Below are 17800 nucleotides of genomic sequence, written 5' to 3'. Positions count from 1 at the left end.
TTATGCTCCTTGGGTAATTAAATAGAGATTATCTTGCGGGGTGTTGTAGCGCCAAAAACATTGCGATAAATCATCAGGTAAACTAAAAGGGAAAACCCATTTCCCTAAGCTGTAAACCGTTTCAACATATTGGCTTGGGTATTCAGTAGTACGGCAATTTTGCATGTCACCGGCAGTAAATAGCGGTGAAATAGCTTGGTAACCGACAGGAATCGGTACTAGCCATCCTTTTCCTTGATTGACATTAAAGGTTTCCCATTCTTGGGAAGTTGCGTGTTCGGATAATGGAATATGGTGTAATGTTGCTACCTCAAGTAACGCATCCAGCGCATTCGCATTCGGAGTAGCAGGATAAATCGTTATTTCATTATTTGAGATTCCGTTTTGTAATGACTGAGTAATATCCGCTAAGGTTTGCTTTGCATCCATGAGAACGAAAGCTGGCATAAGAGCAAGTTTTATTTCTTTAGTATCACTTAAATTAAAGAGTTCAACATTCTCAATTTGAAAAACACTACCTCCGGCAATTCGTTGTTGCATAAGCAATTTTTTGCAATGTTCAAGAAATTGTGTTTTTTGTTCCGAGTCCTGACTATTTAATGCATAGTAAAGCTCCGGATCTTTAACTTCTATTTCAACGACTAATGAAATATCCAAGCGAATTTTTCCTTCCTCGATAATGGAAGGCGAATCGCCATTTTTTTTGAGAGGGTTACGTGTTTGATTAAAGGTTAAATCTGAGAAATCACTATTTTTATAACCTAATATTTGATAATCATGACAAGCAATCATCACGCCGCCTAATTCCACTTGTTGGGAAAACAGTTTACGGCTAAGTGCATGAATTGCACCGGTAAAACCGGTGAGTGCAGGAAAACCATACGTGATCGGGCTGGAAATCGTGTTTGCCGCTTGAATTTCAACATGATCAAACAGCAGATAAAAGTTTGGATAATTCATAGCACCTCCTTATATACATGGCGTAATTGTCGATGTAATTTTTTTCGGAAATATTTACGCCATTCGTTATATTCCGTAGCGGTAAAATCGTCCTGATGTTTTGGAAAGCGTTTTTTGAGCAACGCATTGAGCCAAGCGGCAAAGCGTTGTTCTACGTCAGAAATCCAGTCTTGTTGAGTTAAAGCCGAATGGAATTGTTCTTCTCCATTTAACTTAGCACGTTGAGGATCAAGCCAATATTTTTCGCACCCAGCCAGTTGGTAGCCTCGGCTCCAACCGGCAGTACGTTTCTGTAACTTATAAGCTTGTTGCAGTACTATTTGAACAATTAAGTTTACGGCTTCGACACGTGAGTCTCGAATAGTATAAATATTTTTAGGGGCTTCAACGGCTTGATATAGTTGGTATAAACCGGCTCGGCAGACATAGGCTAAGCGTTCATTGAAAATCGTCTTTTGTGTACCGGTTAAGCGAAGTTCGCCTTTGGCAAAAATGGGAGGAAGAGAGGGAAGTAAATAGTTTCTGCCACCTTGTTTACTGGTTAATAAACTGACGTTCTGCGGCTTTGTTCCACCTAGTTTAGTGACTGCTAAATGGGGAATAGATATATAGGGATTTTGTGCTTTATTTTTATAACGATTTTCCCTTGCTTGTTTATTTTCCTCAGAAAAACGGGCTTGATTCAGCTTATTATAAATGGCGTGAGTGAAGGAGGATGGATAAAGCGGAATCAGGCAAGTATAGTGATTATCCTCAATAGCTGAGCTGCTATTTACCCATAAAATTTGTTTATTTCGCTCATGTGTTTCCGGTGAGTTTAAATTACCTTTTAGTGCCATTTGAAAAGCGATTTTATATTGTGCCGAAAGAGAATGATCATCACTAAAACAACCGTCTAAACAAGGATCATCTGTTAGCAATAGGTCTTTTAAAGTCCGTTTATTTACTTCATCAACTATAATATCGAAAAATGCAGCGAGAGGGAGTGCAGCAGCATTACCGTTAGCATCTAAAACAAGTTGATCAATTAATTGAGAACCAACTAATGTCGAGGGGAGATTCAAATTAGCCTGAAAGTTTATGTTATTGCCTTTGGCATCGGGGTGGATTCCTTTAGCGATATGAGTACCAAATTTTAGTTGCCTTGCCATTTCGGTTGCTGCGATATGAATCCAAGTATCGAACCGATACTTTTCTTCGCTTTTACTAATTTCAGCTTTTATTTTGGCAATCTCTTCCGGTTCGGTCGCTTTTTCTAGTTTTTTGTAATCATTTTCAGACTTTTTAAGGTGTTGGGCTTGTAGGAAATCAATGATTTTAGCCCTAATTTGTAAAGGAGTTATCATAGTTTGACCTCTTCTATTTTTAATGTGTCTGCAATTATACCTAATTGAATAATGATTGATCAATTTAATTAAAAATTTAAATTAAATAAAATTTAAAATAAAGTGGATATGTTTTTTGGAAAGCCGCTGATACAGCGGTAAAAGGTTTAGATAATATCTAAAAAAAAGTTTTCTAAGCTACTTATTCAGTAGTGATTTCAGTCTACCGAATATAGTTAGTTTATACAAGCGGTCTATTTTCAGAGAAATTTTGCAAATTGAGCGAGAAATCGGACCGCTTGTTGAGATTTTATGATAAAATTCATCCGTTTTGCTATTCATCCAAGGTTGGGGTGATGTAAAACAAATCGTAAAAAAAGATTCAAATCAGACCGCTTGTCAGCGGTTTTTATTTTTAAACCAACAAGTCACCTCTCGTATGGGTGACCACTGTAACAAGGATATAAAAATGCCTATTATCACTTTACCAGACGGCTCACAACGCCAATTCGATAATCCCGTTTCTGTAATGGAAGTTGCGCAATCAATCGGTGCAGGCTTAGCAAAAGCCACGATTGCAGGTCGTGTAAACGGCGAACGCCGTGATGCGTGTGACATCATTTCTGAAGATAGCTCACTTGAAATTATTACCGCAAAAGATGAAGACGGTTTAGAGATCATTCGTCACTCATGTGCGCACTTATTAGGTCATGCGATCAAACAATTATTCCCAGATGTAAAAATGGCGATTGGCCCGACAATCGACAACGGCTTCTATTATGATGTGGATTTAGATCGCTCGCTCACACAAGAAGATTTAGATGCGATTGAAAAGCGTATGCTTGAGCTGGCTAAAACCAACTATGACGTGGTGAAAAAACCTGTGAGCTGGCAAGAAGCGCGTGATACGTTTGAAAAACGTGGCGAACCGTACAAAATGGCGATTTTAGATGAAAATATCGAACGTACTGCAACGCCAGCGTTATATCACCACGAAGAATATATTGATATGTGTCGTGGTCCGCATGTACCAAATATGCGTTTCTGCCACCACTTCAAATTACAAAAAGTTGCAGGCGCATACTGGCGTGGCGACAGCAAAAATAAAATGTTGCAACGTATTTACGGCACGGCTTGGGCAGATAAAAAACAATTAGCGGAATACTTAACCCGTTTAGAAGAAGCGGCAAAACGTGATCACCGCCGTATCGGTAAAGCGTTAGACTTATACCATATGCAAGAAGAAGCTCCGGGTATGGTGTTCTGGCACAATGACGGTTGGACGATTTTCCGTGAGCTTGAAACTTTCGTACGTACTAAATTAAAAGAGTACGATTACCAAGAAGTGAAAGGTCCGTTTATGATGGACAGAGTGCTTTGGGAACGTACCGGCCATTGGCAAAACTATGCGGATTTAATGTTCACTACGCAATCTGAAAACCGTGAATATGCAATCAAACCGATGAACTGCCCAGGTCACGTTCAAATCTTCAATCAAGGTTTAAAATCATACCGTGACTTACCGATCCGTATGGCGGAATTCGGTTCATGCCACCGTAACGAGCCGTCTGGTTCATTACACGGCTTAATGCGTGTACGTGGTTTTACCCAAGATGATGCGCATATTTTCTGTACCGAAGATCAAATTGAAAGCGAAGTAACCAGCTGTATCCGTATGGTTTACGACATTTACAGCACATTCGGTTTTAGCAACATTCAAGTGAAACTTTCAACCCGTCCCGAAAACCGTATTGGTGATGATGCGATGTGGGATCGTGCAGAAGATGGCCTAGCGAAAGCATTAGTCGCAAACGGTTTAAGCTATGAAATCCAAGAAGGTGAAGGAGCATTCTACGGTCCGAAAATTGAGTTTGCATTACGTGACTGTTTAGATCGTGAATGGCAATGCGGTACGATCCAATTAGACTTCGCATTACCGGGTCGCTTAGATGCGTCTTATGTAGCGGAAGATAACGGTCGCCGTACACCGGTTATGATTCACCGTGCGATTTTAGGTTCTATCGAACGCTTTATCGGTATCATTACCGAAGAATACGCTGGCTTCTTCCCAACGTGGTTAGCGCCGACTCAAGCAGTGGTAATGAACATTACCGATAGCCAAGCGGACTATGTACAAAAAGTAACGAAAGCGTTATCTGATGCGGGTATCCGTGCGAAATCAGACTTACGTAACGAAAAAGTCGGCTTTAAAGTACGTGAACACACCTTACGTCGAGTACCTTATATGCTTGTGTGCGGCGATAAAGAAATCGAAGCGGGCAAAGTATCGGTGCGTACCCGTAAAGGCGCGGATTTAGGCACATTCACCATTGATGAATTTGTTGAAATCCTTAAAAACCAAGTGAAAGCTCGTGAACTTAAATTATTAGGCGAAGAGTAATTTCATTATTTGTAAAAGAGCGGTCAAATTTGACCGCTTTTTTTGTGTCCTTTTTATTTAAGTCAATTTTGTATGTTTAAAAGGTTTTTTTGATATGCTAGAATCCCAAAAGGCTTTCCATCTAACCAAAAGGGGTTATAAATGAAAAAATTACTAATGACTACATTATGTGTTGCGGCACTTGGTTTAACTGGTTGTGCAACTGAAGGTTCTAGAGCTATTGCGCCAACAGTAACACAGGCAGCAAGTACAGCAGCAAATTATCACGGTGTAAAATCGGCTATTTCGGTTGGTAAGTTTGATAATAAATCTAGCTTCCAAAATGGCGTGTTTTCAGATGGGCAAGATCAGCTCGGTAATCAATCAAAAACTATTCTTGTTTCCCATTTACAACAAACAGGGCGTTTTTCTGTACTTGATCGAACCAATATGAGCGAAGCGGCTACCGAAGCGAAGATCAAAGGACAAAAACAAAAGCTCAAAGGTGCTACTTATGTAATTACGGGAGATGTAACGGAGTTTGGTCGTAAGACAGTTGGTGATCACCAATTGTTTGGTATTTTAGGACGTGGCAAAGAGCAAGTTGCTTATGCAAAAGTGACCCTTAATGTTGTGAATGTAAATACATCGGAAGTGGCTTATTCAGTGCAAGGTGCGGGCGAATATAACTTATCAAATCGCGAGGTTTTAGGCTTTGGCGGTACAGCAGGTTATGACTCAACCTTAAATGGCAAAGTGTTAGATTTAGCTATTCGAGAAGCGGTAAATAATTTAGTAAATGGAATTGAAGCCGGACACTGGACCCCAGCTAAATAAGGAGTAGCAATGAAGAAGGTAAACGTAATCACATTTGCTCTAATGGCAATGATTTTATCCGCTTGTTCTTCAAAATCAGTAAATACTCAATATTATTGGGGTAATTATTCGGATATCATTTATAGTTATTACAATGAGCCGAATGATTTTGTTAAGCAAGAAAACGGTTTTAATGAAATTATTAAAATGGCAAAAGATGCGAATAAACCGGTTGCACCGGGGGTATATGGACATTTAGGGCTTGTTTTATTAAAGCAAGGGAAAACAGCAGAAGCACAAAATGCCTTTATTCAAGAGCAACAATTGTTCCCTGAAAGCAAAACATTCATGCAATATTTACAACGTAAGAAATAAGGATAAGTAAAATGAAAAAGTTATTAATGTTACTTTCAGGTATTTTGCTCTTATCTGGATGTGCTAATCAACAGATGCCTTCTTATGATTACAGTGCCTTGAAAGAAAGTAAGCCAAAGTCAATATTGGTTGTACTACCTGTAAATAATTCTGTGGATGTTAAGGCAGACACAAGTGTGTTAGCGAGAGCGACTTATCCTTTAGCAGAATTAGGCTATTATGTTTATCCTGTATCACTTGTAGATGAAGTGTTTAAACAAAATGGTTTAACGGACGGTAATGCAATTCGAAGTGCGAATATTAAGAAAATATATGATATTTTCGGTGCCGATAGTATTTTATACATAAATGTGGATAAATACGGTACAAGCTATAAAGTTTTCGATAGTGTTACAGAAGTAGAATTGGAAGGGAAATTAGTTGACCTTAAAACAGGTAAAACACTTTGGGAAGGTACAGGTCGTTTTGCTGAAGGATCTACACATAGTAATGACGGTGCTTTAGTTGCATTAGTTAAAGCAGCAGTTAGTCAAGTGATAGATACAACAAAAGATAAAGGCTATGAAGTTTCAGCTTCTGCAATGAGTTCTTTGGTTCATTTGGGAAGAAACGGTGGATTATTAGTTGGTCCTCGCCATCCTTCATATGGAAAACTAGAAGTTAAAAAATAATTGTATATTATATAAGCTCTTAATGCATTAAGAGCTTATATTAACTTAGTCTAACTAAGTTAATATCGATTATTTTTATGTGTACTATTGCATAACACGCCAATATCTTTTAGAATCCAAACGTTTGCCCTCCAGTTAATTTAAGGGCTTTAGAAATTTTAATCTTCTGCTTAAGCGGTCGATTTTATAGTAAAACTTACAAGAAGGAATAGTACTATTAAACCTGTAAAACGTGTTCAGTCAAATCGCGCACATCGTCTTAATGACGAAATTCGTGGCGTGAAGGAAGTTCGCCTAACTGATGAAAATGGCGAACAAGTTGGTATCGTATCAATTCAAGATGCTTTGGCGAGAGCGGAAGATGCTGAATTAGATTTAGTTGAAATCAGCCCTAATGCAGAACCGCCGGTTTGTCGTATTATGAACTACGGTAAGTTCATCTACGAAAAAGAAAAAGCTGCAAAAGAGCAAAAGAAAAAGCAGAAAGTCGTACAAATTAAGGAAATTAAATTCCGTCCGGGTACAGACGATGGCGATTATCAAATTAAATTACGCAGCATTTTACGTTTCTTAGAAGACGGTGATAAAGTTAAAATTACCGTACGTTTCCGTGGTCGTGAAATGGCTCACCAAGATATTGGTTTAGATGTTTTAGATCGTGTGAAAACAGATACGGCTGAAGTGGCGGTTGTTGAATCGGCACCGGGTAAACTTGAAGGTCGTCAAGCGGTAATGGTTATTGCGCCGAAGAAAAAATAATTTATTCTTGCATAAAACGGGCGGATCCTATAAAATCCGTCCGTTTTCTCTTTTGTAAAAAAGAGAAACGAAAGCGATCTACAGGCACATTTCGCAGCCTGATTCGCTTTTTTAAGCTGAAAAGCTTATGAGCGGTAACGCTCTTTCGAGATAATTAGTGCTTTCCAAGTAAAAATTCGATTAGCGATAATCATATTTTTCGCCTGATTATTGTGTATTACATAAAACAATGCGGAGTTTATAAAACAATGCCTAAAATTAAAACAGTACGTGGTGCTGCTAAGCGTTTCAAGAAAACAGCTTCAGGCGGTTTCAAACGTAAACAATCTCACTTACGTCATATTTTGACTAAGAAAACCACTAAACGTAAACGTCACTTACGCCACAAATCAATGGTAGCGAAAGCAGACCAAGTATTAGTAGTAGCGTGCTTACCATACGCATAAGCGTTGAGTCAAGTTAAACGTACTTTAGTGAATTTTAGTTAATTATATACATTAGGAGATTTAATAATGGCTCGTGTAAAACGTGGTGTTATTGCAAGAGCACGCCATAAGAAAGTTCTTAAGGCTGCTAAAGGTTATTATGGTGCGCGTTCACGTGTTTATCGCGTTGCGTTCCAAGCTGTAATTAAAGCTGGTCAATATGCTTACCGTGACCGTCGTCAACGTAAACGTCAATTCCGTCAATTATGGATTGCACGTATCAACGCTGCAGCACGTCAAAACGGTTTATCTTACAGCAAATTCATCAACGGCTTGAAAAAAGCTTCTGTTGAAATCGACCGTAAGATTTTAGCTGACATCGCTGTATTCGATAAAGTTGCATTCGCAGCTTTAGTTGAAAAAGCAAAATCTGCTCTTTAATTTTAAAGAATAGAGATTAGGACGCCCTCGGGCGTCCTTTTTTATATGATGCGTAAATTAATCATTATTCGAGGGCATTCCGGTTCAGGTAAATCAACGTTTGCTAAGCAAAAAATAGTGGAATTTAAGCAACGTTTTCCGAGCGGTAAAGTGTTTCATATTGAAAACGATCAATTTCTATATGAAAACGGTGAATATGTTTGGACGAAAGAAAGATTTCAATCCGCTAAAATATTGGCGGAACAGAAATTAGCATCGGCTTGGAAATTTGCAAAAGATTATCCGCAAATATCTATACTGATTGTGATCAGTAATGTGAATCTGAGTTTACCAGCGGTCGAAAAATACCAAAATATTGCAAATTCGTTACGGATCAAGATAGAAAAGTATCGATTGATGAATTTCTTTAAGAATCAACACGATGTTGATGTCTATACGGTATTAAATATGTATTTAATGTTAGAACAGCAGCCGTTAGCGGACGAAGTTATCATTAAACCAATCAAGAAAATGCCTTATTTTATGCGTATAATATTAGAAAAAATGTGTAAGAGTAGGGATAAAAACCATATATAAGCGGTCTAATTTACATTTATTTTTACAAGAAGGAAATAGTAATGAAAAAATTAGTTCTACTTACTTTGCCTTGGGTAGTGGCAGCTTGTTCTACTCCTGTGCAACAAAGCACCGTTCCGATGGATATGCAGGCGGTAGCGGAATATCAACAACGTGTAGCAAGCGGGAATACCGTTTCGGAAAAACAAAAGCAACGTGTTGTTCAGCAAATTGAACCGGACGAGCCGCTTAATCAAAGCGATAAGCGTCCGAAAGTAGTCAGACAGGTTGTAAGAGAGCCGGTGATTTATCCAAGCATTGGCATTGGTTACGGTTATCACAGACATCGCCATCACTGGTAATAAAAAAGCTCCGATTAATGATCTGCACCCCAAAAGTTGGACTAAACCTCCAACGGATTAAGGTGCAGATTTTTTATGACTAAATATAACCCACTATTCAAACAACAAGTCATCGAGTTTTATCTTCAAAATGACAAAAACTATTCATTCACTCAACGACATTTTCAATTATCCAAGAAAAACCTTAACTCGGTGGATTGCTCAATTTAATCATAACGGAATTAATGGGTTAGCGGTAATGGCTAAGAAGCAAAAATATTCCCCCGAATTCAAATTAACCGTCATACAAGCGGTCAAAAAAGGACAATTTTCTGCGGAAAGAGCCTCCCTTCATTTTGGCATTGCTAATTCAGGTTCGATTAGCCAATGGTTGCACACCTTTGAAGAACAAGGTATAAACGGTTTATTACCCAAACCTAAAGGTCGTCCGACAATGAAACCCAAATACCCGAAAATGCCTCCTCCACCTAAAACTGAAGAAGAACGTCTGCGTTATCGTATTTTAGAGCTGGAAGCGGAGGTAGCTTACCTAAAAAAGTTGCGGGAGTTCAACCAACAAAAAATGCGGCAAAAACAGCCATCGTGAAAACGTTGCGGGTGGATTTTCCCTTAGAAATCCTCCTCCCTTTGATAGGTTTAAAACGCAGTACTTTCTTTTATCACTTACCGCCTAAAATCGATAAAAATGCTGTGATGAGGCAGAAAGTGATTGAGATTTATCAGGATAATGATGGCAATTATGGCTATCGTCGTATTACGTTAAAGTTACGTGATTTTTTGGGTACGATTAACCATAAGCGTGTTCAAGCGATAATGCAACAGCTTGATTTAAAAGGAAAATGTAAGCAGAGGAAATATCGTTCTTACAAAGGTGAAGTGGGTAAAATTACCGAGAATGTATTGCAACAAGATTTTCACGCAACAGCGCCAAATGAAAAACTCGTCACGGATATCACTGAGTTTAAATGTGCGGAAGGCAAGCTCTATTTATCGCCGATTAAGGATTTATTTAATAGTGAAATTCTTGCTTACGATTTAGCAAGAAGCCCGAACGTTGAGCAAGTGATGCGGATGCTAAAGCAAGCGGTCGCAAAACTGCCTAAGGACGCTAAACCGATTTTACATTCCGACCAAGGTTGGCAATATCAGATGGCTGACTATCAAGACATGCTGAGAAAACATCATATTAAACAAAGTATGTCGAGAAAAGGAAATTGCTTGGATAATGGGGCAATGGAAAGTTTCTTTGGGCGATTGAAAACGGAATGTTACTTTGGTAAGCGATTTGACACTTTCGAACAACTTGAGAAAGTGATTCACGAGTACATTCATTATTACAACAATGAGCGTATTCAAGTGAAATTAAAAGGACTCAGCCCTGTACAATACAGAACTCAGTCCTTAAATTAAAACAGTCTAACTTTTTGGGGTCAGATCATAAGTCGGAGCTTTTTCACTATGCTAGTTTGCGATATCTTTACGGAAAGACACCATTAATTGGTCGATTTTAAAATTCTCGGTATCAATAATTTCGAATTTATATTGATCATAAAGAACGAAATCGGTTTTCTTTGGAATTTTACGTAGCATATACATCATAAAACCGCCGATAGTTTCATAGTTTTCCGCATTTGGGAAACTTTCGATTTCTAATGCTTTCATCACGTCTTCGAGCGGCGTAGCACCGTCAATTAACCACGAATCTTCATCTCGGCGGACAATTTGTTCTTCTTCGGTTGAAACCAATTCACCCATCACGATACTCATTACATCATTGAGAGTGAGAATCCCCACCACTAATGCGTATTCGTTTACGATAACGGCAAAATCTTCACCGGCGGATTTAAATAGCTCCAATACTTCGTAAAGTGATAACGTATCCGGAATGAAAAGCGATTTTTTCAGTAATTTGGCATCCGTTAGCGACACGTTATCGTTTTTGAGGTATTGGGTAAGTAGATCGTGCGTTTCGATATAACCTAAAATTTTATCTAATCCGTCATCACAGATCAGCACTTTGGAATAGGGATCTTCGCCCAGTGTTTCCAACACCTTTTCTCGATTATCGGTGCGATTTAAAAATACGATATGCTCGCGTGTAGTCATAGTAGAAGTTACACGACGTTCCTGCATTTCAAACACATTTTCGATTAAGTAATGCTCTTGTGCTTTTAAAATACCGGCTTTAGCTCCCGCATCAACCACCGCAACAATATCTTCGGAAGTCATATTGTCTTGGCGTACGGTAGAAACGTGAAATAATTTAAATAATGTGTTGGCAATCCAATCGAAAAAAAGCACAAGCGGTTTAAATAATGCGATACAAAACATCATAATACCTATGGTGCGCACCGCAATTTTTTCCGGATATGTCATTGCCAAACGTTTCGGCATTAAATCTGCAAAAAGCACAAACGCCGAGGTAACAATGATAAACGCAATCCAAGAGGCGGCACTATCAACCCATTCCGCTTGCGTATATTTTGCAAGTAATTCACTGAAGTAGGGGTTGATTGCACTTTCACCGACTACACCACCAAGGATCGCCACCATATTTAAGCCGATTTGTACCACGGTAATAAAACGTCCCGGTTGTTCTTGAAGTTTTAAGACTTTTTCGGCACGAAGATCACCTTCATTGATCATTGACTGTAGTTTCAGCTTTCTTGCACCGGCGAGTGAGATTTCTGCCGAAGAGATAACCGCACTGGTAATAATCAGTAATAAGATAATTAAACTTGCTTCAAATAAGCTCATAAATTCCTCTATCTAACGAGTTAATGTAGAAAATTATAGCATTAAATATTTTCTATATGCTCGACATTGCAAAGTTTTACCCAAAATTGACCGCTTGTCGGTGGGCTTTGGATACAAAAAGATTCGCCTTGATAATCAAATTTTAATTGATAAGCATGTAAGTAAATCCGATCCGCTTGCGAGCCGGCATAGAGTTGATCACCTAAAATCGGGCTTCCTAAACTTTTCATCGCCACCCTTAATTGATGTGTTTTACCGGTTTTCGGTTGCAAAATAAAATGGCGTAAATTTGGCTCAAGCGAATGCGAAACAAATTGAGTCACGGCAGGATTCTGTTTGCTATGGCACAGTTTCCACGCGCCGTTACGGCTTTTTTGCATATCACCGCTAATTTTACCCTGTTTCTTTTTCGGTTTTTGATCGCTCAACGCCCAATAGGTTTTTTCGATTTTATGTTGTTCAAATAAGTGATAAAAGTGTACGGCAGCTTGTTTGTTCAAGGCGAAAATTAATAAGCCGGACGTGACTTTATCTAAGCGATGTACCAGCCACACTTGTTCCACTTGTAATTGTTCGGCGAGTTTTTCGGTTAATCCGACCGCTTCTTCGTCTTTGTGTACACTCACGCCGACCGGTTTATCAATCACAACAAAGTCGTGATGTTGGAAGCAAATAGTCAATTTTTCAGTCATTTTTTGCTATACTCCGATAAATTTTGGCTATTTTAACAGGGAATTGAATATGGCACTTAACATTTATTTAGTCCGCCACGGGAAAACCGTTTGGAATTTAGAAGGGCGTTTGCAAGGCTCAGGCGATTCACCTTTGGTTGAAGAAGGTATTGAAGGGGCAAAAAAAGCGGGTAGAGCGTTAAAAGAGGTTAAATTTGCCGCTGCCTATTCCAGTATGCAAAAACGTGCGCAAGATACCGCAAATTATATTTTGGCGGAAAATAACGAGAAGAACATTCCGCACTTTCACCATTTCGGTTTAAATGAGTTTGATTTTGGGCTTTGGGAAGGTACGAAATCGGTAGATTTATACTCAAATGACGAATATTGGACGATGAAAAAAACACCGGCGGAATATCGTGCGGAAACGAACGGAGGTGAAACTTACGAAGATCTTTATAATCGAGTGATTAAAGTGTTTAATCAAATTGCTCAGTTGCACCAAGATAATGAAAACGTATTAATCGTTGCACACGGTATGACATTAACTGTTCTTACGGCAGTATTAAGAGGCTTACATTGGTCGGAATGTCGTGACGAAACCAAACACAGTTTTGTGATTAACACTGCAATTAACCGGGCGGTCGTTGAGCATGGTAAGGCTGAATTAGTTGAGTTTAACCGCACGGAACATTTGGCTTAGACTTGCAAAAAAATCCAAAAATTAGACCGCTTATTTGCGTTGTTCAAATTAGCGGTCTTACTCTTTTTTATTGGGCTTCAAACCAGCTTTCTAAAATTAAGCAGGCGGAAATCGAATCCACTTTATCTTTCTTTAAGGCTTTGTAACCGCCTCGTTCAAAGATTTCCGCTTTCGCTGACACTGTTGTAAGGCGTTCGTCTTGTAGCTCAACCGGCAAATTAAAACGTCCGTTTAAGCGATTAGCAAATTTTTTCGCTCTTTGGGTGAGCGGTTGTTCGCTGCCGTCCATATTGAGCGGTAAGCCGACCACTAAGCGTTCCGGTTGCCATTCTTTGATCACTTTTTCAATTTGATCCCAGTTCGGAATCCCGTCTTGCGCTTTAAAAGAGGGTAATCCCTGTGCGGTGCCGGTAATATCTTGTCCGACCGCACAACCGATGCTGTAAGTACCGAAATCAAATGCGAGAATTGTTCTTGCCATATTATCCTTTTGCAAAAAATTGTTTATTTTTGACCGCTGCTTAGGCTGTCATTAGGCTCTGCCGGCACGGGCTAACACACCTGAAATACCGAGCATTTCATTTGCTTCCACCCAACGTTCTAAATAACCGGTTTCGAATAAGGTTTTGTCGTTCGCTTCGGAAATCAGCCAGTAATTACGTGCGATTTCTTGTTCGAGTTGTTCCGGTTTCCACGTGGCACAACCTAAACAAACAATAAATTTTTCCGGCGCTTCCGGTTTACCTAGGCTATCTAATACGTCGCCGGAAGTGGTTAGAAAAATATTATCTGTCACGCGATAACTATGTAAAAATTCGTGCTCGGTTTTAGTATGAATAATAAAGCCGCGATCTTGACTGACCGGCCCGCCGCTTAAGACCATCTGATCCTTATGATAATTACGCTGATTCGCCATTTGGAAATCCATACGGGTAATCAATTCCAACACGGATAAGTCGGTTGGTGTATTAATCACTAAGCCCATCGCACCATTATTGTTATGTTCGCAGATATAAATCACGGTACGATCAAAGTAATCGTCATCAATTTCCGGCGTTGCAATTAAAAACTTGCCTTGTAAATTTTCTAACATTAAATATCTCCAAAACAAACCTGTAGAGCGGTAATTGCCGCAAGTGAGGCGGTTTCCGTGCGCAGGACTCGTTTACCTAGTAAAACTTCGGTGAAACCTTCGGTTTCGGTCATTGCGATTTCTTCAGCGGATAAGCCGCCTTCCGAACCGATTAATAAACGCACACCGGCTTCAGGCACATTCGGCAGCTGGCGAATGGTGTATTTCGCACGAGGATGCAGATTTAATTTCAGCATATCATCTTGTTCTTTACACCAGTCGGTCAGCTTCATAATCGGGCGAATTTCAGGAATTTCGTTACGTCCGCATTGTTCGCAAGCTGCAATCGCAATTTTTTGCCATTGCTGTAGTTTTTTATCTTGGCGTTCATCGTTCAGTTTTACCCCGCAACGTTCAGACCAAAGCGGAGTAATGATTTTTACGCCTAACTCAACCGATTTTTGAATAGTAAATTCCATTCGATCACCGCGAGAAATCACTTGCCCTAAATGGATCGCTAAATTGGATTCACGATTATCCAATTCACTGCCATCAATTTTTGCGATAATTTGCTTTTTTCCGACCGCTTGTAATGTCGCGTGAAAAATATGGTTTGAGCCGTCAAATAAAATAATTTGATCGCCTTCTATCATACGTAGTACGCGACCGACGTGATTGGCCGCATCTTCACTTAAAATACAACTGGTTTGATTCGCTAATAATTCAGGATGGTAAATTCTTGGAATGCGCATAAGATGTTCAGATTAACAGTAAGAAAAACAATTTTATCGAAAATAGCTTGTGAGATAAATTGTAGGTAGCGATTAAAGAGCAAAGATAACTTTCTCATACGAAACAAGCGGTCAGATTTGTGAGATTTTTTACCGAAATCAGACCGCTTGCGTTATCGCTTATTTAAATTGATGAATTGCATTTGAGATTTCATTGTCGTTATAGATGGCTTTAACGACATCATCATATGCTTGGCCTAACACTTTCTTAATATCGTCGTTATCCGTAGTGATGGCTGCGCCTTCATAACCTCTTGTCGCATTGAAGTTTTTGCTAAAGTTACCTTTAGGCCCTTTTACCGCAACTTCAACACCGACTTCGGCATTGACTTTGTAGAGTAAGTTACCTTGTTCAACCGTAGCAAAGAATTTACGTACATTCACAATCACATTGGCATTAGCCGCACCTTGTACCAGCTGAAAACCTTTTGCATTCAAATCTTGTTGAACCGCTTGTTGGAACATGAGTCCGACTTCCGGGCTTGAGGTTAAACGAGTAACTTGACCGTTTTTCGTATAGCTTGCCACTTCACGCGAAGTACGTAAATCTTGAGTTAAGACACTAACTGCCGCAGTTTGGTTATTAGTGTTAAACGTTGCAGTCGGACTCGGCGTAGTAAAGTTTAAAACGTTCGATTGTGATTGACAGCCCGTTAATACGGCTGTTGCGAGTGTAGTTGCGATAAGTAATACTTTTTTTGACAATTTCATAATAGATCCTTTTAATTGATAATTCGTTATTGATAATGGATAATGCACTTTATAAGACAATAATACGATGACATTGTTACGCAATTATTACTTATCAACTCTTAATTGGCAATTCATAAGGAATAAAAATGTTGGTAGAACAAGCAATTCGAGATAAATTAACGGCACAATTCTCCCCTGAAGTTCTGAATATTGAAAACGAAAGTTATATGCACAGTTCCGGCAGAGGGGCTGAATCGCATTTTAAAGTGACACTAGTTAGTGATGCTTTCGAGGCGATGAGAACGGTGGCTCGTCATCGTGCAATATATAATTGCCTTGCTTATGAATTAGAAAACGGCGTTCATGCGCTCGCCTTACATACTTATACGCCGACCGAATGGGCGGAAAATAACGGTATTGTGCCGAAATCACCGAATTGTGCGGGAATCGGTTTATAATTTTACTGATAATTAATTTATTTTATAAATAAAATACTTGCTTAGTCGCGTAAAAATCGGTATAGTTCCATTATCTTTCAAATATACTATAATGTATATTAATTAGTAATTCGGTGAGATGTCCGAGTGGTTGAAGGAGCACGCCTGGAAAGCGTGTATATGCGAAAGTGTATCGGGGGTTCGAATCCCCCTCTCACCGCCATTATTAATAGGAAAGATTCCTTACTGTTTTCATAGATATTTCCCTGGTTAAGTTAAAGTAATTAATTACTTTTTTCCTTATTGGTTTAATCCCCGGACTTTCCGGGGATTTTTTTATATAAAAAATATTTAACTGCGAATATAAAAAATAAGCCCGTAGCATTCGACGTTACGGGCTTATTTTATGTCAATTATCATTATTTCACTTTGTGTAACACATACGGACTGTTGGCAATTTTAGCCGGATTTCCATTGGCGTCACAAATTTCGGCTTGGGTATCACTTACTTTAAACGCAAGAGAACCGGAGTCTTTTTCTAAACGAATCACACCGCGTTTATTTTGTTCCCAAATGTAAGTACCTTTATCGGTAAACGGATACTGTTTGCCGTTTTTTACATAGACGGTGTTATATTGATAACTATTATTGTTGCCTAAAATTAATTCCGCTTGGATTTTTTCGCAATCGGCACAAGGCAAATCGCCTTGGAATGTGCCTACTACTGGTTTTTGAGGTAATAATGAACATGCTCCTAACGCCATACTAAATGCAACTAAAGCAATTTTTTTCATACCGTTTTCCTTCTACAAATTAAAAATGTTTAAAACTCGGACTCACCTTGAATTGAAGCTCTGTGACAGTTGGAAAATCTAAGCGAATGAGTTCAAGTAATAAGGTTCTTTGCAACAGCAGTCCTTGGCGTATCGTTGCATTTTGCACCTCAAAGATAAGGCAATTATCAACTAAATTTACAATACGGTAAAGCCCACGGTACTGCTTAGGTAATAAATTTTGAATTTTCTGATTCAGTAAATTTAACTCGTTAGCCCGTTGGACAATACGCGATAGACTTGAGTTCTGTAAAACCTCGGTGATATTTTGTATTGTTGAATTTTTCATCTTTCTTCAAACCGTTATCTTGATTTTACTTAAATTGACCCCATAATGCCTCCATTCTACTGGAATTTAGCGTATAATTAATATAATTTTTTAATCGATTTCTTGATGTTTTTAATGACTTTATTTCGACATTTTCATAAAGCGCCTTTTTGGTCGCAACTTGTTCTCGGACTTGTTGCGATTTTTGCGTTACCTGAAATTCAGACAACGCTCAATCGTGAAAATGAGCAAAATACCGTTATTAATCAATTAGTCACGCAATATACGCAAGTTTCCGAAGAGAACGAACAGCAAACGCTTTTTATTGCAGAACGCCATTTGGCGCAGCAGAATACGACATTACAAGCGGTTGTTTTTTGCAAAATTCTCACCAAATCTTACCGCTTTGACGGTGATGACAACCATCCTATTCGAGCGGGACCAATTGCCTAATCATTACATTTTATTCGCTGCAAAGTACAAGATCGTAAGGGAATATTTTGCGG

The 17800-nt window shown here is 38.9% G+C and carries 22 protein-coding genes, 1 tRNA gene and 1 pseudogene; 14 read left to right on the top strand and 10 right to left on the bottom strand.

Annotated features, from left to right (window positions below; all coding sequences use genetic code 11):
• Together csy2 and csy1 are read right to left on the bottom strand one after the other, a co-directional pair.
• Nucleotides 1-960 carry a type I-F CRISPR-associated protein Csy2 gene (gene csy2 / locus NYR63_RS05465; protein ID WP_279456597.1) on the bottom strand — a complete coding sequence of 320 codons (960 nt, stop codon included), beginning with the start codon at nucleotides 958-960 and terminating at the stop codon, nucleotides 1-3.
• Nucleotides 957-2306 (bottom strand): type I-F CRISPR-associated protein Csy1, encoded by a 1350-nt coding sequence (gene csy1, locus NYR63_RS05460; RefSeq protein ID WP_279456596.1) that lies wholly within the window; start codon nucleotides 2304-2306, stop codon nucleotides 957-959. Before csy1 ends, csy2 begins: the two co-directional genes overlap by 4 nt.
• 448 nt (nucleotides 2307-2754) lie before the next feature.
• On the opposite strand from csy1, the gene thrS reads away from it, so the two are divergent.
• The 10 genes and pseudogenes from thrS to NYR63_RS05410 all read left to right on the top strand — a co-directional run bounded on the left by thrS (nucleotide 2755) and on the right by NYR63_RS05410 (nucleotide 10479).
• Nucleotides 2755-4686: a threonine--tRNA ligase gene (gene thrS / locus NYR63_RS05455; protein ID WP_279456595.1), complete on the top strand. Its 1932-nt coding sequence runs from the start codon at nucleotides 2755-2757 to the stop codon at nucleotides 4684-4686.
• Between the two features lie 141 nt (nucleotides 4687-4827).
• Nucleotides 4828-5502 (top strand): CsgG/HfaB family protein, encoded by a 675-nt coding sequence (locus NYR63_RS05450; protein WP_039196340.1) that lies wholly within the window; start codon nucleotides 4828-4830, stop codon nucleotides 5500-5502.
• A 9-nt stretch (nucleotides 5503-5511) separates the two neighbouring features.
• Entirely contained in the window at nucleotides 5512-5856 is a 345-nt protein-coding gene (locus NYR63_RS05445) for a DUF4810 domain-containing protein (RefSeq protein ID WP_018652799.1), read from the top strand.
• 11 nt (nucleotides 5857-5867) lie between these two features.
• Nucleotides 5868-6527: a DUF799 domain-containing protein gene (locus NYR63_RS05440; RefSeq protein ID WP_279456594.1), complete on the top strand. Its 660-nt coding sequence runs from the start codon at nucleotides 5868-5870 to the stop codon at nucleotides 6525-6527.
• A 279-nt stretch (nucleotides 6528-6806) separates the two neighbouring features.
• Nucleotides 6807-7286 (top strand): translation initiation factor IF-3, encoded by a 480-nt coding sequence (gene infC / locus NYR63_RS05435; protein ID WP_431831760.1) that lies wholly within the window; start codon nucleotides 6807-6809, stop codon nucleotides 7284-7286.
• Between the two features lie 248 nt (nucleotides 7287-7534).
• Nucleotides 7535-7732, top strand: a complete 198-nt coding sequence (rpmI, locus tag NYR63_RS05430) for a 50S ribosomal protein L35 (protein WP_005596065.1) — start codon at nucleotides 7535-7537, stop codon at nucleotides 7730-7732.
• 66 nt (nucleotides 7733-7798) lie between these two features.
• On the top strand, nucleotides 7799-8152 hold the full coding sequence (gene rplT, locus NYR63_RS05425; protein ID WP_005596075.1) for a 50S ribosomal protein L20: 354 nt from the start codon (nucleotides 7799-7801) through the stop codon (nucleotides 8150-8152).
• A gap of 48 nt (nucleotides 8153-8200) precedes the next feature.
• Nucleotides 8201-8728 (top strand): recombinase RecA, encoded by a 528-nt coding sequence (locus NYR63_RS05420; protein ID WP_347710370.1) that lies wholly within the window; start codon nucleotides 8201-8203, stop codon nucleotides 8726-8728.
• 41 nt (nucleotides 8729-8769) lie between these two features.
• The gene (locus NYR63_RS05415) at nucleotides 8770-9069 is read left to right on the top strand and encodes a hypothetical protein (protein ID WP_279456592.1); all 300 of its coding nucleotides are present in this window, start codon (nucleotides 8770-8772) and stop codon (nucleotides 9067-9069) included.
• Nucleotides 9070-9144: 75 nt separating this feature from the next.
• Nucleotides 9145-10479, top strand: a pseudogene (locus tag NYR63_RS05410) (IS3 family transposase).
• 51 nt (nucleotides 10480-10530) lie between these two features.
• Here NYR63_RS05410 and NYR63_RS05405 read toward each other — a convergent pair.
• Nucleotides 10531-11826 carry a hemolysin family protein gene (locus NYR63_RS05405; protein WP_279456591.1) on the bottom strand — a complete coding sequence of 432 codons (1296 nt, stop codon included), beginning with the start codon at nucleotides 11824-11826 and terminating at the stop codon, nucleotides 10531-10533.
• A 41-nt stretch (nucleotides 11827-11867) separates the two neighbouring features.
• Nucleotides 11868-12518, bottom strand: coding sequence for a TIGR01621 family pseudouridine synthase (locus NYR63_RS05400; RefSeq protein WP_279456590.1), 651 nt, complete (start codon nucleotides 12516-12518; stop codon nucleotides 11868-11870).
• A 49-nt stretch (nucleotides 12519-12567) separates the two neighbouring features.
• Here NYR63_RS05400 and NYR63_RS05395 point away from each other — a divergent pair, with 49 nt between their 5' ends.
• On the top strand, nucleotides 12568-13200 hold the full coding sequence (locus NYR63_RS05395; protein ID WP_279456589.1) for a histidine phosphatase family protein: 633 nt from the start codon (nucleotides 12568-12570) through the stop codon (nucleotides 13198-13200).
• 67 nt (nucleotides 13201-13267) lie between these two features.
• On the opposite strand, the gene ruvX is transcribed toward NYR63_RS05395, so the two are convergent.
• From ruvX to NYR63_RS05375, 4 genes are all read right to left on the bottom strand, one after another.
• On the bottom strand, nucleotides 13268-13681 hold the full coding sequence (gene ruvX, locus NYR63_RS05390) for a Holliday junction resolvase RuvX (RefSeq protein WP_005596085.1): 414 nt from the start codon (nucleotides 13679-13681) through the stop codon (nucleotides 13268-13270).
• A 51-nt stretch (nucleotides 13682-13732) separates the two neighbouring features.
• Entirely contained in the window at nucleotides 13733-14293 is a 561-nt protein-coding gene (locus NYR63_RS05385) for a YqgE/AlgH family protein (RefSeq protein ID WP_279456588.1), read from the bottom strand.
• Nucleotides 14293-15024: a 16S rRNA (uracil(1498)-N(3))-methyltransferase gene (gene rsmE / locus NYR63_RS05380; RefSeq protein WP_279456587.1), complete on the bottom strand. Its 732-nt coding sequence runs from the start codon at nucleotides 15022-15024 to the stop codon at nucleotides 14293-14295. Before rsmE ends, NYR63_RS05385 begins: the two co-directional genes overlap by 1 nt.
• Nucleotides 15025-15183: 159 nt before the next feature.
• Nucleotides 15184-15774, bottom strand: a complete 591-nt coding sequence (locus tag NYR63_RS05375) for a YajG family lipoprotein (RefSeq protein WP_279456586.1) — start codon at nucleotides 15772-15774, stop codon at nucleotides 15184-15186.
• Nucleotides 15775-15902: 128 nt separating this feature from the next.
• Between NYR63_RS05375 and NYR63_RS05370 the strand changes: the two genes are divergently transcribed.
• Both NYR63_RS05370 and NYR63_RS05365 read left to right on the top strand, forming a co-directional pair.
• Nucleotides 15903-16214: a BolA family protein gene (locus NYR63_RS05370; protein WP_279456585.1), complete on the top strand. Its 312-nt coding sequence runs from the start codon at nucleotides 15903-15905 to the stop codon at nucleotides 16212-16214.
• Nucleotides 16215-16326: 112 nt separating this feature from the next.
• Nucleotides 16327-16416, top strand: a tRNA-Ser gene (locus tag NYR63_RS05365).
• A 196-nt stretch (nucleotides 16417-16612) separates the two neighbouring features.
• On the opposite strand, the gene NYR63_RS05360 is transcribed toward NYR63_RS05365, so the two are convergent.
• Nucleotides 16613-16987 carry a copper resistance protein NlpE gene (locus NYR63_RS05360; protein ID WP_279456584.1) on the bottom strand — a complete coding sequence of 125 codons (375 nt, stop codon included), beginning with the start codon at nucleotides 16985-16987 and terminating at the stop codon, nucleotides 16613-16615.
• A 19-nt stretch (nucleotides 16988-17006) separates the two neighbouring features.
• Nucleotides 17007-17315 carry a DciA family protein gene (locus NYR63_RS05355; RefSeq protein WP_279456583.1) on the bottom strand — a complete coding sequence of 103 codons (309 nt, stop codon included), beginning with the start codon at nucleotides 17313-17315 and terminating at the stop codon, nucleotides 17007-17009.
• Nucleotides 17316-17420: 105 nt separating this feature from the next.
• On the opposite strand from NYR63_RS05355, the gene secM reads away from it, so the two are divergent.
• Nucleotides 17421-17747 carry a secA translation cis-regulator SecM gene (gene secM / locus NYR63_RS05350; protein ID WP_279456582.1) on the top strand — a complete coding sequence of 109 codons (327 nt, stop codon included), beginning with the start codon at nucleotides 17421-17423 and terminating at the stop codon, nucleotides 17745-17747.
• The last annotated feature ends 53 nt before the right edge of the window (nucleotides 17748-17800 follow it).

This window comes from Actinobacillus genomosp. 1 (genome assembly GCF_029774175.1).
In the GTDB taxonomy this organism is placed as follows: Bacteria; Pseudomonadota; Gammaproteobacteria; order Enterobacterales; family Pasteurellaceae; genus Actinobacillus.
This window is presented reverse-complemented; position numbering and strand designations above follow the sequence as displayed.

Excerpts from the sequence above, each read along its gene's own strand:
- csy1 (WP_279456596.1), bottom strand. The coding sequence starts at position 2,306 with ATGATAACTCCTTTACAAATTAGGGCTAAAATCATTGATTTCCTACAA.
- csy2 (WP_279456597.1), bottom strand. The coding sequence starts at position 960 with ATGAATTATCCAAACTTTTATCTGCTGTTTGATCATGTTGAAATTCAA.
- thrS (WP_279456595.1), top strand. The coding sequence starts at position 2,755 with ATGCCTATTATCACTTTACCAGACGGCTCACAACGCCAATTCGATAAT.
- rpmI (WP_005596065.1), top strand. The coding sequence starts at position 7,535 with ATGCCTAAAATTAAAACAGTACGTGGTGCTGCTAAGCGTTTCAAGAAA.
- NYR63_RS05415 (WP_279456592.1), top strand. The coding sequence starts at position 8,770 with ATGAAAAAATTAGTTCTACTTACTTTGCCTTGGGTAGTGGCAGCTTGT.
- ruvX (WP_005596085.1), bottom strand. The coding sequence starts at position 13,681 with ATGGCAAGAACAATTCTCGCATTTGATTTCGGTACTTACAGCATCGGT.
- secM (WP_279456582.1), top strand. The coding sequence starts at position 17,421 with ATGTTTTTAATGACTTTATTTCGACATTTTCATAAAGCGCCTTTTTGG.
- rplT (WP_005596075.1), top strand. The coding sequence starts at position 7,799 with ATGGCTCGTGTAAAACGTGGTGTTATTGCAAGAGCACGCCATAAGAAA.
- NYR63_RS05375 (WP_279456586.1), bottom strand. The coding sequence starts at position 15,774 with ATGAAATTGTCAAAAAAAGTATTACTTATCGCAACTACACTCGCAACA.
- NYR63_RS05395 (WP_279456589.1), top strand. The coding sequence starts at position 12,568 with ATGGCACTTAACATTTATTTAGTCCGCCACGGGAAAACCGTTTGGAAT.
- NYR63_RS05420 (WP_347710370.1), top strand. The coding sequence starts at position 8,201 with ATGCGTAAATTAATCATTATTCGAGGGCATTCCGGTTCAGGTAAATCA.
- NYR63_RS05440 (WP_279456594.1), top strand. The coding sequence starts at position 5,868 with ATGAAAAAGTTATTAATGTTACTTTCAGGTATTTTGCTCTTATCTGGA.
- NYR63_RS05445 (WP_018652799.1), top strand. The coding sequence starts at position 5,512 with ATGAAGAAGGTAAACGTAATCACATTTGCTCTAATGGCAATGATTTTA.
- NYR63_RS05385 (WP_279456588.1), bottom strand. The coding sequence starts at position 14,293 with ATGTTAGAAAATTTACAAGGCAAGTTTTTAATTGCAACGCCGGAAATT.
- rsmE (WP_279456587.1), bottom strand. The coding sequence starts at position 15,024 with ATGCGCATTCCAAGAATTTACCATCCTGAATTATTAGCGAATCAAACC.
- NYR63_RS05405 (WP_279456591.1), bottom strand. The coding sequence starts at position 11,826 with ATGAGCTTATTTGAAGCAAGTTTAATTATCTTATTACTGATTATTACC.
- NYR63_RS05360 (WP_279456584.1), bottom strand. The coding sequence starts at position 16,987 with ATGAAAAAAATTGCTTTAGTTGCATTTAGTATGGCGTTAGGAGCATGT.
- NYR63_RS05400 (WP_279456590.1), bottom strand. The coding sequence starts at position 12,518 with ATGACTGAAAAATTGACTATTTGCTTCCAACATCACGACTTTGTTGTG.
- NYR63_RS05450 (WP_039196340.1), top strand. The coding sequence starts at position 4,828 with ATGAAAAAATTACTAATGACTACATTATGTGTTGCGGCACTTGGTTTA.
- NYR63_RS05355 (WP_279456583.1), bottom strand. The coding sequence starts at position 17,315 with ATGAAAAATTCAACAATACAAAATATCACCGAGGTTTTACAGAACTCA.
- NYR63_RS05370 (WP_279456585.1), top strand. The coding sequence starts at position 15,903 with ATGTTGGTAGAACAAGCAATTCGAGATAAATTAACGGCACAATTCTCC.